This is a genomic window from Chryseobacterium rhizoplanae (assembly GCF_900182655.1).
GTDB lineage: Bacteria > Bacteroidota > Bacteroidia > Flavobacteriales > Weeksellaceae > Chryseobacterium > Chryseobacterium rhizoplanae.
The window spans coordinates 58,522-73,225 of the sequence record NZ_FXTC01000007.1 but is presented as its reverse complement, the minus strand read 5'-3'; the positions used below and the strand labels follow the sequence as shown (position 1 = coordinate 73,225).

Below are 14,704 nucleotides of genomic sequence, written 5' to 3'. Positions count from 1 at the left end.
ACTTTTAGTTATCCTGTAAAGGACTTTTACCTTAAGTAGTTGTACCATGGCTGTAAAAATGTGTTGTATGAGGAAATCATCTAAAAATGGACTTTTGTTCAGATCCGAAGACATCAAAATCATTATGCAGGAAGATCTGTGTCCTGACCAAACCTTCAAGTCTCATATGCTGGAGGGAAAGGCAAGCTTTAACCTTCTTTTCCTGTTGAGTGATGAAATCAATTTGGAGGCTCATGACTGCGGAACGAAATTTTATTTTAAGAAAAATCAATACATCCTCCATTATTCGCCCCAGGAAAGTGCTGCCGAGCTATGGACAGAAAACCAGAAAGTTCTGAGATTTCTTCACATACAGCTCAATTATCAATATGTTTTCAACCTCATCAACCCGGATTTCAACCGTGAGAATGCAGAGATTCTGGAAAGCATGACTCACAATAATTTCATATTCCTTCATAAAGAAACACCGCCGGATATGACCGTCGAAATGCATATGATCGTAAAGGAAATTCTGGGGTATACCAAAAAGGGAATTATGCAGAAGCTATTTATAGAAGCCAAGATCATCAAACTTCTTATTCTGATTTTTGAGCAGTTCAATGAGAAAAATATTCTGGAATCTACTCCCAAAACTCCTGAAATGATCAGGAAATTCATTGATGAAAATTACCACAGGAATATAAAAGCGGAAGAAATTGGAAAATATATGGGTATGAATCAAAGCATCATCAGAAAGGAATTCAAAGCTCAGTATCATACAACGATTGCTCATTATATATCGGAACTCAGAATGCTGAAGGCAAAGAAACTGATCACAAACAAAGAGATTATGATCAAAGAAATCGCTATTGAATGCGGTTATGAATATCTTCAGAACTTTACCCGGGCTTTTAAAAAGAAATTTGGAGTGTCTCCGGAAAGCCTCAGGAATAATAAATAGAAAAACCGCCTAACAAATTAAGCGGTTTTATATATGTTGTTTTGCTTTGATATTACTTTTTCAGAATTCAGGTGAAAAAGCAATGACAATCAATTAATGATGATGTCCGTGATCGTGAAGGAAAGGTCCGTTTCCTTTAGGCTCGTTGTAGATAACCTCTACACCTTCCTGCTCAGTAATAAGCTTTCTTCTGATATCTTCTGGATCGAAAGGCTTTACTTTTCCGAAATACTCTTTCAAACCTTCAGTTAGCCACATTGGGATTACTAATCCGAAGAACATAAAAATACACCAGAATCCCACTAAGAACATAGTGATGAAGAAAATAGTCCAAAGGAACTGGTAGAATGGCCAAAATGCTGATAATATCGTTATCATTCTCTTTAAGATTTTAGGCAAAAATAAAGCTTTTTTCTTTTTTACACAAAAGATCAGTGCTCTATTTTATTATTTATTTTCATTTTAAACTAATTAGTGAGCAAGATTTGCGAAGAAATCGTTGCCTTTATCATCAGAGATAATGAATGCAGGGAAGTCTTTTACTTCAATTTTTCTTACCGCTTCCATTCCTAATTCCGGGAAGTCTACTACATCTACAGACACAATATTGTCTTTGGCAAGAATAGCAGCCGGCCCTCCGATGGATCCAAGGTAGAAACCTCCGTATTTATGACAGGCATTGGTAACATCTTTACTTCTGTTCCCTTTTGCCAGCATGATCATACTTCCACCGTGGCTTTGGAATTCATCCACATAAACGTCCATTCTCCCTGCTGTAGTAGGCCCGAAGCTTCCTGAAGCCATTCCTTCCGGAGTTTTTGCAGGTCCTGCGTAGTAGATTGGGTGATTTTTGAAATATTCAGGCATTGGTTTACCACTGTCAATGATTTCTTTAATTTTTGCGTGTGCAATATCTCTTGCTACGATCAATGTCCCGTTCAGTTTCAATCTTGTTTTGATCGGATATTTGGATAGTTCTGCAAGAATTTCCGGCATTGGTTTATTCAGGTTAATCTCAACTGCCTCTTCTAAGTGTGGAGGTGTATCAGGTAAGAATCTTTTTGGATCCTGCTCCAACTGCTCAAGGAAGATCCCTTCTTTTGTAATTTTCCCTTTAATGTTTCTATCCGCAGAACAGGAAACACCCATTCCTACAGGGCAAGATGCTGCATGTCTCGGAAGTCTGATCACTCTTACATCATGAGTAAGGTATTTTCCTCCAAACTGAGCTCCGATGGCACTTTCCTGGCAGATTTTCTGAACTTTTGCTTCCCATTCAAGGTCTCTGAATGCCTGTCCGGCCTCATTTCCTTCTGTTGGAAGGTGGTCATAGTATTTTGCTGATGCTTTCTTTACTGCCGCAAGGTTTGCTTCTGCTGAAGTTCCTCCGATTACCAATGCTAAGTGGTAAGGCGGGCAGGCAGCTGTTCCCAAGTCTGAAATTCTTTCTTTAACGAACTCTTCAAGAGATTTTTCGTTCAATAAAGATTTCGTTTTTTGGTATAAGAATGTTTTATTGGCTGAACCTCCTCCTTTTGTTAAGAATAAGAATTCGTAGTAATCTCCTTTTTTGGCATAGATATCAATCTGCGCAGGAAGGTTAGATCCTGAATTCTTCTCATCAAACATGGTCAAAGGAACTACCTGAGAATATCTTAAGTTTCTTTTCTGATAGGTATTGAAAATTCCTTTGCTCAGGTATTCCCCATCCTCTACTCCTGTGTATACATTTTCTCCTTTCTTTCCCATTACGATAGCTGTTCCCGTATCCTGGCATGAAGGAAGAGCTCCCTCAACGGCTACTGCAGCGTTTTGTAAAAGGTTATAAGCAACGAATCTGTCATTATCTGTAGCTTCAGGATCATCAATGATTCTTCTAAGGCTTTCCAGGTGTGAAGAACGAAGCATGAAAGAAACATCCGCCATAGCTTCTTCGGCTAACAGCTCCAGCCCTTTCGGATCAATTGTTAAAATTTCTCTTTCACCCAGTTTTTCAACCTTTACATAATCTGATGTAAGCTTCTTATACACCGTATCATCTTTCTGAATTGGATACGGATCCTGATATCTAAAGTCCATTCAATTTTTGTTTGTGCAAAAATACGGCTCATTAAAAAAATATGAGTAAAATCAGTCATTTAAATTGATATTTATAATGATTATAAATTGGAGGTTTCTGAGTTTATAAGTACCTTTATAGAAGATAAATAAACGAAGCCAAAACATTATTTTTTCATAAAACATGAATAATATCAACATATTTATGGCTTAGAATAAAAGATCATATAAATTTCAACCATTATGAATTACAGAATAGAAAAAGACACCATGGGAGAAGTGCAGGTACCTGCAGACAAACTTTGGGGTGCACAGACAGAACGTTCCAGAAACAATTTTAAAATAGGACCTGAAGGTTCAATGCCGCATGAAATCATTGAAGCTTTTGCTTATCTGAAAAAGGCAGCAGCGTATACAAATACTGATCTGGGAGTACTTCCTGCTGAAAAAAGAGATATGATCGCCAGGGTATGTGATGAAATTCTGGAGGGAAAACTTAACGACCAGTTTCCTTTGGTGATCTGGCAGACGGGCTCCGGAACACAATCGAACATGAATGTCAATGAAGTAATTTCAAACAGGGCACACGTCAACAACGGCGGAACGTTAGGTGAAAAATCTGAAATCCACCCGAATGATGACGTCAACAAATCCCAGTCATCCAATGATACGTATCCTACTGCCATGCACATTGCGGCTTACACAAAAGTAGTGGAAGTAACCATTCCGGCAGTGGAGAAATTAAAAAATACGCTGGCTGAAAAGTCAAAGGCCTTTAAAGATGTTGTAAAAATCGGGAGAACCCATTTAATGGATGCCACACCGCTTACTCTGGGACAGGAATTTTCCGGATATGTGGCACAACTGGAATTCGGATTGAGAGCTTTAAAAAATACATTACCTCACCTTTCTGAACTTGCCTTAGGCGGAACAGCTGTAGGAACAGGGCTGAATACCCCTAGCGGCTATGATGTAAAGGTGGCTGAATACATTGCTCAGTTTACGAAACATCCTTTTGTTACTGCTGAAAACAAGTTTGAAGCGCTTGCTGCTCATGATGCTATTGTAGAAAGCCATGGTGCCTTGAAACAACTTGCGGTGTCTTTATATAAAATTGCTCAGGATATCAGATTACTGGCATCAGGACCACGTTCCGGCATCGGGGAAATTCATATTCCTGAAAATGAACCGGGATCGTCTATTATGCCAGGGAAAGTAAATCCAACTCAGAATGAAGCTATGACCATGGTTTGTGCCCAGGTTTTAGGAAATGATACAACAATTTCGTTTGCCGGAACCCAGGGAAATTATGAACTGAATGTTTTCAAACCGGTAATGGCTTACAATTTCCTGCAATCTGCCCAATTGATCGCTGATGCATGTATTTCTTTCAATGATCACTGTGCTGTAGGCATTGAACCGAATCACGAGAGAATTAAAGAGCTTGTAGACAAATCATTAATGCTTGTTACCGCTTTAAACACTCATATCGGATACGAAAATGCAGCTAAAATTGCTAAAACAGCTCATAAAAACGGAACAACATTGAAAGAAGAAGCTATTAATCTTGGCCTTTTAACAGCTGAACAGTTTGACGAATGGGTAAAACCGGAAGATATGGTAGGAAGTTTAAAGTAAGACTTTTCTACGTTAACTATAACAAAAACTCCGGGAGCTTTCCCGGAGTTTTTAGTTTACTATCAATGGTTATTTAATCTAATCCGATGCTTAAGCCGAATATTAATGCTTTATCATTTTTAAAGTAACTGTCTTTAAAGAAGTTGCTGAAATCTTTTTTAACAAATACACTGACGTTGTTATAAGAGAAAGTAAGCTGAGCCCCATACACAAAAGGATTTACCTGATAATTTCCGCGGTCTCTGGTTTCTCCGTCATTTCCTTTTACAATGTTATTGGTAGACATTTTCACCCCTCCATACACATTGGCTCCTACTTTAAATCCTTTGTAATAGCTTCTGTACTGGATATCCATTCCGGCATTTTTAAGTTTGGAAAAATTATACTGTATACCCAGAGGAACGATAATATAGCCTGTTCTCAGTTTACTTTTATCAAGGTTTTCATTGGCTTGTGTTAAAGCAACTCCCTGATCAGCACTTTTTGTAAAGTACATATTGTTGTCTGTTCTGACAGTCCTCCAGGAAAATCCTAATCCGGAAATAACGGCCCACGGGCTTGTTCTGCTAAGCTGATAGTTCAGTTTCAGGCCAAATTCCAGATTGTTGGCATATCCGATGTTTTTATCCAGGTCATTATCAGGAGAACTGTTCGTCAGAGTCATGATTCCGTAAGAGAAATATCCTGTAAAGCTTCTGCTGGGACGAAATTTTTTCAACAACTTTTCTTTGAGCTCTTCTTTGGAAGTAACATCTGTATTCAAAAGTGAATATCTTACCTGTTTCTGAATAACGTCATCCAGATCAAATCCAAGTTCATCAATTCTTTTATCCATTTTCTCAGAATAACGGTCTGCAATCTGAGCTTTCTCTCTGTCAAAATCTGCTTTATCAAGGTTTCTTGCCTGCAAAACGACAAGCTCGTCCTCCATAAGCTTTTTTTCTTCCTGAATGATGGCATTGATCTTCGTAGCATATTCTTCTACTTTCTCTTTTACAATAGGACTTACTTCCGTGTCTTTTTTAGAAGACAAATTAATATTCAGTGCCTTTTGTGCCTGTAATGATGCTGAAATAGAGCACAGCATTCCCATTACGATTAATTTCTTGATCATATTATTAATTTTTATTTTTTTACGGATAAATTATCTGGCATTCAAATCAATAGTAGTAGCCACGTTGCTTCCATCTTTTGTTTTTTCAATGACATCCTTATGTTCTACGGAAAAAAGAAGGGTAGAAGGGTCTACATATTTTTTCTTTTTAACCGGAGTTTTCAAAGAATCAGCTTTTGCCAGAAGTTTAGGATTAGAAATCTGAGGAATTTCCGGTTTCTTTACTGTGGTTTCTCTGGGAATAAGTTTATTTTGACCTATTGCTACTGCAGAAATCACTTCTTCTTTATCCTGGGAAGGTGTTGTTATTTTTATTTCCTTTTTATCATTATTCTGAGCAGCCAGCGGAGCATTATTCTGAACAGAATTTTTTATAATTTCTTCTGAAGTCTTTTTTCTTGTTTGCTTTACAATTTCCGGTTGGATTTCTGAAGGCTGATTAAGAAAAAGGAGAACGGCTCCTAAACTCAATGTCAACATCAGACATGCAGCCACTAAAAACCAGTTGATTTTTGATTTGGAGCGGTAATTATTGCTGTTCTGAAGATCAATTTCAGACCACAGATCACGTGAAGGAGTAATTTCTCTTTCCTCAATCTGCTTTTTGATCTCAAATTCAATATTATCTTTAAACGTTTTCATTTCTCACTTTTTTTTGTTGTTGAAAGTAGATCTTTCTTAATTTTTCTTTTGCTCTGAACAGCTGTGTTTTGCTGACAGTTATTGAAATCTGCAAAGTATCAGCAATTTCCTGATGAGAATATCCTTCCAGCACGTACAGGTTAAAAACCATTCTGTAGGCATCGGGAAGCTGATCCAAAAGGTCTTGTGCATTAAAGTCACAATCAATCTCCGGTTCATGGATATCTTCATGAAAGGATTGGTTGATCTCATCCAGATAGAATACTGTTTTATGGCTTTTGATAAAATTCAGGCATTCATTCACGACAATTCTTCTTGCCCAGCTATCCAGGTTTGATTCTCCTCTGAAGCTTTCTATGTGCTTAAAAATTTTACAGAACGCTTTTATGAGACAATCTTCTGCCTGATATAAATCGCTAACATAGCTTTTACTCACACTCAGGAATCTCTTTACATTCTGTTCATAGAAAATCTTCTGTGCAGCCGGATCCTGTTTTTTCAGGAGGCTCAACAAATCATTCTTTTTATTTCCGAACAAAAGTTTCATGCTTATGCTGTTTCTATACTAAAGACAATTAAAACAAAAAAAGGTTACAATGTTTTTGAAAAAATTTATTTGTACTACTCAACAAAACAAAAAAAAGCTGTCTCAGAGTGAGGCAGCTTTTCTATTTTATCCTGAGAATTCATCAAGCATATTTCTAGTAGGAACAAAGAAAAGCGTTCCTGTAACTGCTGTACTGAAATCTAAAATTCTGTCATAATTTCCCGGAGGATCACCTATGAACATTTGGGTTAACATTTTTTTTGTTGTCGAAAATGTACTTGAATAGGCAATAAAATAAGTTCCAAACTCATTCGTAGAAGGATTTCCAAATGGCATATTATCTCTTACGATTTTCAATTCTTCCCCATTCTCCCCTTCGATATTGGCCAAAGCAATGTGTGAGTTGGAAGGTTTTACATCATCAGACATTTCAATATCATTCTCTTTTGATCTTCCGATTACTTTTTCCTGATCTTCCGTGGAAAGCCCTTTCCAGGCATCCATATTGTGAAGGTATTTCTGAACAAAAAGGTAGCTTCCGCCTTTGTACTGAAGGTCTTCATCTCCGATTTTTGCAAAATAATCACGGTCATCTCCATGCGGGTTTTCAGTTCCGTCTACAAAGCCAAGAATCGAACGTGCATCCCAATATTTGAATCCATGAATTTCCAGAATACTTTCGGCCACTGAGCTCAATAGCTTTGATATTTCAACAGCCATATCGAAAATCAGGCTTTTGTTATCAGCTCTCAAATGAAAATGAAGATCTCCGGGAGTGGAAACAGCCGTATGTTTTATTCCTTTTATTTCTTCAAAATTGATTAACTCCTTTGGTGGTGGTGTCGGAAGTTCAAGTTTTCTCCATGCTTCAGCACCAATTCCCATTACGCAGCTTGCTCTGCTATCCGGAAAACGGTTGAAAACTGAGTTATTAAGATTTAAAACCAAAGCACACAACTCCTGAAAAATATCTTTCAGCTGTGGGCTTTCGTTAAGTTTCCAGACCATGAAAATAGTGTTGCTGTTTGGATAGTCTGTAACATTCTGCGATTCTATCGTATTCATACCTCTTTTTTTGTGGTATTAAATATCCGAAACAGAAACCTGATCTGCAAAATATTGTTCCAGATCTTTCAAAGTTTCCGGATTGGTCTGAATATCTTTTACCAGAAGCCCTTTGTTCACTACCACAATTCTGTTGCAGACTTCCGTTGTATGGGAAAGATCATGACTGGATATCAGGAAAGTAACACCGTCCTGTTTTGATAATTCCTTGATCAGATTTTTCAGTTTGATCTGTGTGGATGGATCGAGGTTGGCAAAAGGCTCATCCAGGATAATAATCTCAGGGTTTCCAATAATTGCCCCTACAATTCCTACTTTTTTCTGATTACCCTTTGAAAGGTCACGGACATATTTCCCGGATTTAAGGATTTCTCCATTGAAAAAATCGTGAAAAGGCTTCAGAAACTCATCTACTGATGCTTTGTTCTGCCCTCTCAGCTCTCCAATGAAGTAAAAATATTCCTCAGGAGTAAGATAGCCGATAAGAAATGTATCGTCTACAAAGGCTGAAACTTTATTTTTCCATGCTTCAGATTCAGCTACTTTAACTCCATCAATGCTTACAGATCCTGTAGTAGCCTGAATCAGATCCAGCATCAGACTGAAAAGAGTAGTTTTTCCTGCTCCGTTATTTCCCACGAGACCAAATGTTTCCCCGTTTGGAATTTCAAGATGTTCGATATTAAGAACCGTTGCTGTTCCGTATGTTTTAGATAAATTTTGTATGTTGATCATGGCTTAACTTATATTTTTAAATGCATCCAGTGTGCTGTATTTTTCTTTTTTGTAAAGTTTTACGATAATATCGAAGATTTTCTCTCTCAGGAAAAACCCTACAATACCGATAATTGCAATGCTTATCACTCCTCCGGTAATTCCCCATAAATATTTTGTTAAGGCAAATACTCCCATCGGAAGAAGCATTTTAGGAATCAGCAAAAGCATAGCGATCATATTGAAGCTCCCTTTCTGTCCCAATCTTTTCTCTTTTGTATTAAGATCAATCTGAGTTTTATTGAAAGCACCGGACCATAGGGTAAATTGAGAATTCACACCAATATTATATAATCCTGCGGCAAAAAAAGTAACGTAGACTTCCCAGCCAAAGTAGGCATAGCAAAGCGCTATAATGATAGAAATTCCCGTCACAATATTCATCAGCCACCATTTCGCTTTTAAATATTCTTTATAAGGAACATTCAGGGTCATCATCAATGGATAATAGGAACTGTCAAAAGCGGGAACTCTCTGCCCGAACAGAAACTGAAAACCTCCTGTTACAAAAAGTCCCATAAACATCATCATTGCAGGTGTTTTATACATTGAAGAAGTAAACATCAGCAGTCCGTAGAACAGAAACATAAAGCTTCCCAGCAAAATACCCTTGGGTACTTTATTACGCCTCAGCATTTTAATATCATTATTGATGAATGTTCCGATAACTCCATAATTGTTCAGGAAAGCAATATTTTCTGTTTTCCCTACTGTTTTCTTGGCTTCCAGCCCTTGGTCAAGATAAAATTCATTACGAAGGTACCGGAAACAAATCCACCACAGCATTACGAACAAAGCAACAGGTATCAGCGCAAAGTATGGCTTCTCATAAAAACTGAAGAAAACAGATTCGGAATAAGACAGAACCGGAATTATTTTATAATATCCCAACATTCCTATACCCAAAAGGCATACTCCTATGATCACCGCCAACGTTTCTTTACCATTAAAGAAAATGTTGAGGAAATTATTCAGGTAGAGTAATGAAATCACTCCTATAAGCCACACCAATACTCCTAAGATACTATATCCGTTGAATAAGGCAATGAATGAAAATGTGATAAAGAATAAAGAACTCAGCCAGCTGAATGCTGAAAGAAAAGTTTTGGCCAGCATATAATTAACCAATGTATTCTTCCGGATATTCATCGTAAGAAACGGTTTGATATTCTGTGTGGGAATTTCCTGCCAGAGATATTTAAGAACAAGATCAATAATCCAGGCAACAATCATGAATTTTGAAACCATCTTCAAAGGATTCTGATGCATTTCCTCCTGCACGTAGAAAAAAGCGATAAAAGCCCCACCTACAAGACAGCCCACGAAATAAAGTATTCCGATAAAACGGAGGATTTTCATGGTCAGATTGATCCCTAAAGATGTACCACGGAAGAAGCTTTTTATTTCAAGCTTAAGGAACTTTAGAAACATATGTTAGTTTTTTACATTAGTAAATATAATGTAAAATATGTTACAATTTTTTAAAGAAAATAGAATTATATAGTTATCCAATAAGCTCTTTTGCCTGTGCCAGAGCAGCTTCCGTAATTTTGCTTCCGGAAAGTAGCTGGGCAATTTCGTTCAGTTTTTCTTCGTTGCTCAAAGGAATTATAGTAGATTGTGTTCTGCCGGAAATATCCTGCTTTACCACTTTATAGTTATCGTTTCCTTTTGCAGCAACCTGCGCCAGGTGTGAAATGACGATCAGCTGCATGTCTTCAGACATTTCTCTCATAAGGTTTCCGATCTCCTCGGCAACTTTTCCTGAAACTCCGGTGTCAATTTCGTCCAGAATAAGGGTTGGAAGCTCATCACTTTCTGCAATAATCTTTTTTACGGCCAGCATTACCCTTGATCTTTCTCCTCCGGAAATAGCCGTCTGAATTGGTTTTAAAGGAAAGCCCGAATTAGCCTGGAATAACAGCTGGATATTTTCTTTTCCAAACGGATTGAATTCCTCAGCATCCTGCAGCTCTATATCAACTTTAGCTTTTTCAAGGCCTAATTTTTTCAGAAGACCTTCCGCTTTTTTGATGAAGACAGGAATATTTTTATGCCTGTTCTTTGAAAGCTTTACAGCGAGACTTTGAAGTGTTTTTTCTTTTTGAGCAATACCCTCTTCCGTTTCTTCAATCTGTAGCTCCAGTTCAGAAGCTCCTTTCTGATCTCCTGCCAGCTGGTTTCTGATCTCAATCAGTTCATTAAGATCTGAAACATTATGTTTAAGAAATAAGGCGTTGATTTTATTATTAAGATCGGTAAGATATACCAGATTTTCAGGATTGATTTCAACTCTTTCGGCAGCATGCTCCAGTTCAGAAATAATATCTTTCAGCTCTACAAAAGACGTTTCAAGTCTTTCATCTAATTCTGCGAAACTGGTAGAAACTTCAGAAATTTTTGAAAGCTTATGAGTTGCTTCATGAAAGAAAGACAAAATTCCTATTTCTTCCTGATGGAACCTGGACAGGATCTGGCCTATGTTTTCAGAAATCATCCCTGCATTTTCCTGAATGGAAAGCTGATTCTGAACATCTTCATAATCAACGTCATCAAGCTTTAACTCTTCTAATTCGTTAAGTAAAAATTCTTTATAATCGCTTTCTTTATTGCTTTCTGAAAGCTGAGTCTTCAGTTTTTTCAACAGCAGTTTCAGGCTTTGAAAGTCGGAAAACTCCTTCTGATACTCTTCAATAATTTTTTTATTATCAGAAAGTCCGTCGATAATTTTAAACTGATATTCTGAGGTAAAAAGGCTGGATGTCTCAAACTGGGAATGAATATCGATCAGCTGTGAGGAAAGCTCTTTAAGAATATCCAGCGTTACCGGCACATCATTGATGAAGGCACGCGATTTCCCTGATGGAAGGATTTCTCTTCTTATAATTGTCTGAAGCTCGTAATCCAGATCATTTTCAATAAAGAATTTCTTAAACTGGTTGTTCAGGGAAAACTCAGTTTCCACCACACTTTTCTCTTCAGCTTTGGCAATAGATTTTACATCTGCTCTTTCTCCTAAAATAAGTCGGAGCGCCCCTAAAATAATAGATTTACCTGCCCCTGTTTCACCGGTAATAACCTGTAAACCATTTTTAAGAGATACATCAAGAGTATCAATCAGGGCAAAGTTTTTAATATATATTCTCGAAAGCATTGATAATCCGGGTTATGATCCAATTTCAGTTTGAACTGTAAAAGTAAGTTTTTTTTTAATGAATTGAGAAAATGTTTAAGTGCTTTCTGCTCATTACTATTTTTTCCTCTCGCCAATTTTCATAAAACGGCTTCTCAGAAATTTTTAAAGCTTATTAGTGGATTTCAACCTTATACTTTCCACTTATTCCACTTATTATCAATATTTTTTGGTGAGAGAATAATCATCGTCTGTTTAAGATCATTAAGAATCAAACCTCCGTTATTTCCGGAATTAAATATATTGAAGATCTCATCACTTTTTGTATCCATGAACAGGTTAAAGAAAAATGCCTGCTGAAATGTGTTCTCGTACATTTTCAATTGCATCAGGGCATCAAAGATCACTTTTTTCCCGGCAGTCTGATCCTGATTGAAAAGGTTATCCATTCCGGCTCTGTGATAAGTATAGATAGTAGAGCGTAACTGGTTCCAGTTAGGGTTCATCACCTCATTGATCAATATAGAGCGGCTTCTTGGCTCATTGATGGTGTTCCAGCCTTCATAGTTTCTGTTCTGGGAATTCTGAGCAATCTGCTGTGCTTTTGCGTACCACTGAGATCCTCCCATAGACTGGAAACTGTCTGCATCCAATCCCAAAATAAGATAAATATAGAAACTGACTACATCCGTAAGGTTTTTCCCTGAAAACTGTCTTTCATTAAAAATAAGACTCTCATTTTCAATATACTCAAAGCCAAATCTCTGATCCTGAAGGTTAATTAAAGGAGAGTCATACGTTGTGTTGTAAACAGGACGCATAGCCTGAACAACAATGGATCCTTTGAATCTGTTTCCATCTCTTTCTCCAATAACAACGGAAAAACCACATTTTATTTTTTCAAAATTCTGAAGCTTTTTCCCTGTCCAGCTGGTATTATTGATAAAATCCCTGAGACTTTTCTCCAATGCTTTAAATGCCTGCTGGTTACTTCCTCCTACCTGCTGGGAGTTTACCTGAACGGTTGCCAACAGCTCTTGAGAAAAACTTTGGGTATATATAAAAAACAGAAAAAATAAGCTTATAATTTTTTTCATTGTCTATTAAAAATTGAGAACGGAAATTTATTAAAATTATTTTAAAAGTTGAGACTCAACAAAATTGAGGATATCTTTTGCTACATCATCTTTGGATTTCAGATCGAATTCTTTTTTCTCTGTCTTTGTAAAGATCCTTATTTTATTGGTATCATTCTTAAACCCGGCACCTTCGTCACGCAAAGAGTTTAAAACAATCATATCAAGGTTTTTCTTCTCCAGTTTTCCTTTTGCATTTTCTTCTTCATTTTGGGTTTCCAGAGCAAAACCTACCAGAAACTGATGTGTTTTCTTTTCCCCCATCGTTTTAAGGATATCAGGATTTTTAACCAGCTCAATCGTCAGGTTATCATCATTTTTCTTGATCTTTTCTTTTGCAACTTCTTTTGGAGCGTAATCTGCCACCGCAGCACTTGCGATCCCGATATCTATACTGTCATAAAATTCAAATACTTTTGTCAGCATTTCTTTTGCTGAAGTTACTTTATGAAGTTCAACATTGGGATCATTAATGGTTTGGAAACTTGGTCCTGAAATCAGAATCACTTTTGCACCTCTTTTTGAAGCTTCTTCTGCCAGAGAAAATCCCATTTTTCCCGATGAATGATTTCCGATGAATCTTACAGGATCTATCGCTTCATAAGTAGGACCGGCAGTAATTAAAACCGTTTTTCCTTCAAGACTTCGGGAATGATTGCTTTTCGTAAAGTAGTTTTCAACAGTATTAAAAATCGTGGACGGTTCTGCCATTCTTCCCTGTCCGATCAGTCCGCTAGCGAGCTCTCCGTTTTCTGCAGGAATTATAATATGTCCAAAACTTTCTGCAAGCTGCAGATTCTTCTTTGTGGATGGGTGTACATACATATCAAGATCCATTGCCGGAGCTATGAAAACCGGGCATTTTGCAGACATATAAGTTGCAATAACCAGATTATCACACATCCCGTGAATCATCTTAGACAGTGTATTGGCAGTACAGGGCGCTACGATCATAACATCTGCCCACAGTGCCATTTCCACATGGCTGTTCCATGTTCCGTTATCGCTGTAAAATTCTGAATACACCGGTTTTTTGGATAGTGTAGACAGACTTAGTTTCGTCACAAAATGCTCTGCATCGGGCGTCATAATGACCTGCACTTCGGCTCCTTTTTTCACAAAATCCCTTATCAGAAAATGAATTTTGTAGGCCGCAATCCCACCAGAGACGGCGATAAGTATCTTTTTACCGGAAACACTCATTAAGTTCTAATTTTTTGAAATACTAAAATACTTATTTTTTCCCACACAATCAGGCTTTAAAACGATAAAGGTCATAAAAGAACAGATTTCCTTTATGACCTTCATTTATAAGAATACAGAAGATTTATTTTCTTTCTTCTGTTTTTCTGAAATAAACATCTTCGTTTAACCACTCTTCAATAGCAATTGAAGTTGGCTTTGGAAGCTTTTCGTAATGTTTAGAGATCTCAATCTGCTCTCTGTTTTCGAAAACCTCTTCTAATGTAGAATTGTGAACGGCAAATTCATCCAATTTGTTGTGAAGTTCCGTACGGATCTCCGCATTGATCTGCTCTGCTCTCTTTCCCATGATAACAATAGCTTCATAGATTGAACCTACTTTATCTTCAATCTTATCTTTATCGTAAGTAATTGTATTTACTTCTGCTTTTGTATCTTTTACACTCATTTTGAG

14 protein-coding genes are annotated in these 14,704 nt (G+C 37.2%); 2 read left to right on the top strand and 12 right to left on the bottom strand.

What is annotated here, in order from left to right:
* The first annotated feature begins 67 nt into the window (after positions 1-67).
* Positions 68-940, top strand: a complete 873-nt coding sequence (locus FN817_RS15900) for a helix-turn-helix transcriptional regulator (protein ID WP_167498885.1) — start codon at positions 68-70, stop codon at positions 938-940.
* 93 nt (positions 941-1,033) lie between these two features.
* Here FN817_RS15900 and FN817_RS15895 read toward each other — a convergent pair whose 3' ends face one another.
* Entirely contained in the window at positions 1,034-1,318 is a 285-nt protein-coding gene (locus tag FN817_RS15895; RefSeq protein WP_171006268.1) for a hypothetical protein, read from the bottom strand.
* Positions 1,319-1,411: 93 nt separating this feature from the next.
* Complete coding sequence (locus FN817_RS15890) at positions 1,412-3,019, bottom strand: fumarate hydratase (protein ID WP_142018895.1); 1,608 nt, start codon at positions 3,017-3,019, stop codon at positions 1,412-1,414.
* Positions 3,020-3,241: 222 nt separating this feature from the next.
* Here FN817_RS15890 and fumC point away from each other — a divergent pair, with 222 nt between their 5' ends.
* The gene (gene fumC / locus FN817_RS15885) at positions 3,242-4,636 is read left to right on the top strand and encodes a class II fumarate hydratase (RefSeq protein WP_142718802.1); all 1,395 of its coding nucleotides are present in this window, start codon (positions 3,242-3,244) and stop codon (positions 4,634-4,636) included.
* Positions 4,637-4,709: 73 nt separating this feature from the next.
* Here fumC and FN817_RS15880 read toward each other — a convergent pair whose 3' ends face one another.
* The 10 genes from FN817_RS15880 to FN817_RS15835 all read right to left on the bottom strand — a co-directional run bounded on the left by FN817_RS15880 (position 4,710) and on the right by FN817_RS15835 (position 14,698).
* Positions 4,710-5,750 (bottom strand): porin family protein, encoded by a 1,041-nt coding sequence (locus FN817_RS15880; protein WP_142718801.1) that lies wholly within the window; start codon positions 5,748-5,750, stop codon positions 4,710-4,712.
* A gap of 30 nt (positions 5,751-5,780) precedes the next feature.
* A complete protein-coding gene (locus tag FN817_RS15875) occupies positions 5,781-6,392 on the bottom strand; it encodes a hypothetical protein (protein ID WP_142718800.1) in 612 nt (203 codons plus the stop codon).
* A complete protein-coding gene (locus tag FN817_RS15870) occupies positions 6,379-6,939 on the bottom strand; it encodes an RNA polymerase sigma factor (RefSeq protein WP_142718799.1) in 561 nt (186 codons plus the stop codon). The genes FN817_RS15875 and FN817_RS15870 overlap by 14 nt, the downstream gene beginning before the upstream one ends.
* Positions 6,940-7,065: 126 nt before the next feature.
* On the bottom strand, positions 7,066-8,004 hold the full coding sequence (locus FN817_RS15865; RefSeq protein WP_142718798.1) for a Dyp-type peroxidase: 939 nt from the start codon (positions 8,002-8,004) through the stop codon (positions 7,066-7,068).
* An 18-nt stretch (positions 8,005-8,022) separates the two neighbouring features.
* The gene (locus FN817_RS15860) at positions 8,023-8,739 is read right to left on the bottom strand and encodes an ABC transporter ATP-binding protein (protein WP_142718797.1); all 717 of its coding nucleotides are present in this window, start codon (positions 8,737-8,739) and stop codon (positions 8,023-8,025) included.
* A 3-nt stretch (positions 8,740-8,742) separates the two neighbouring features.
* On the bottom strand, positions 8,743-10,209 hold the full coding sequence (locus FN817_RS15855; protein ID WP_142718796.1) for a DUF5687 family protein: 1,467 nt from the start codon (positions 10,207-10,209) through the stop codon (positions 8,743-8,745).
* Between the two features lie 73 nt (positions 10,210-10,282).
* Entirely contained in the window at positions 10,283-11,932 is a 1,650-nt protein-coding gene (locus tag FN817_RS15850; RefSeq protein WP_142718795.1) for a DNA repair protein RecN, read from the bottom strand.
* Positions 11,933-12,102: 170 nt separating this feature from the next.
* On the bottom strand, positions 12,103-13,008 hold the full coding sequence (porD, locus tag FN817_RS15845; RefSeq protein WP_047424582.1) for a type IX secretion system protein PorD: 906 nt from the start codon (positions 13,006-13,008) through the stop codon (positions 12,103-12,105).
* Between the two features lie 36 nt (positions 13,009-13,044).
* Positions 13,045-14,250 carry a bifunctional phosphopantothenoylcysteine decarboxylase/phosphopantothenate--cysteine ligase CoaBC gene (gene coaBC / locus FN817_RS15840; protein ID WP_142718794.1) on the bottom strand — a complete coding sequence of 402 codons (1,206 nt, stop codon included), beginning with the start codon at positions 14,248-14,250 and terminating at the stop codon, positions 13,045-13,047.
* 124 nt (positions 14,251-14,374) lie between these two features.
* Positions 14,375-14,698, bottom strand: coding sequence for a DNA-directed RNA polymerase subunit omega (locus FN817_RS15835; RefSeq protein WP_034681463.1), 324 nt, complete (start codon positions 14,696-14,698; stop codon positions 14,375-14,377).
* Between the last annotated feature and the right edge of the window lie 6 nt (positions 14,699-14,704).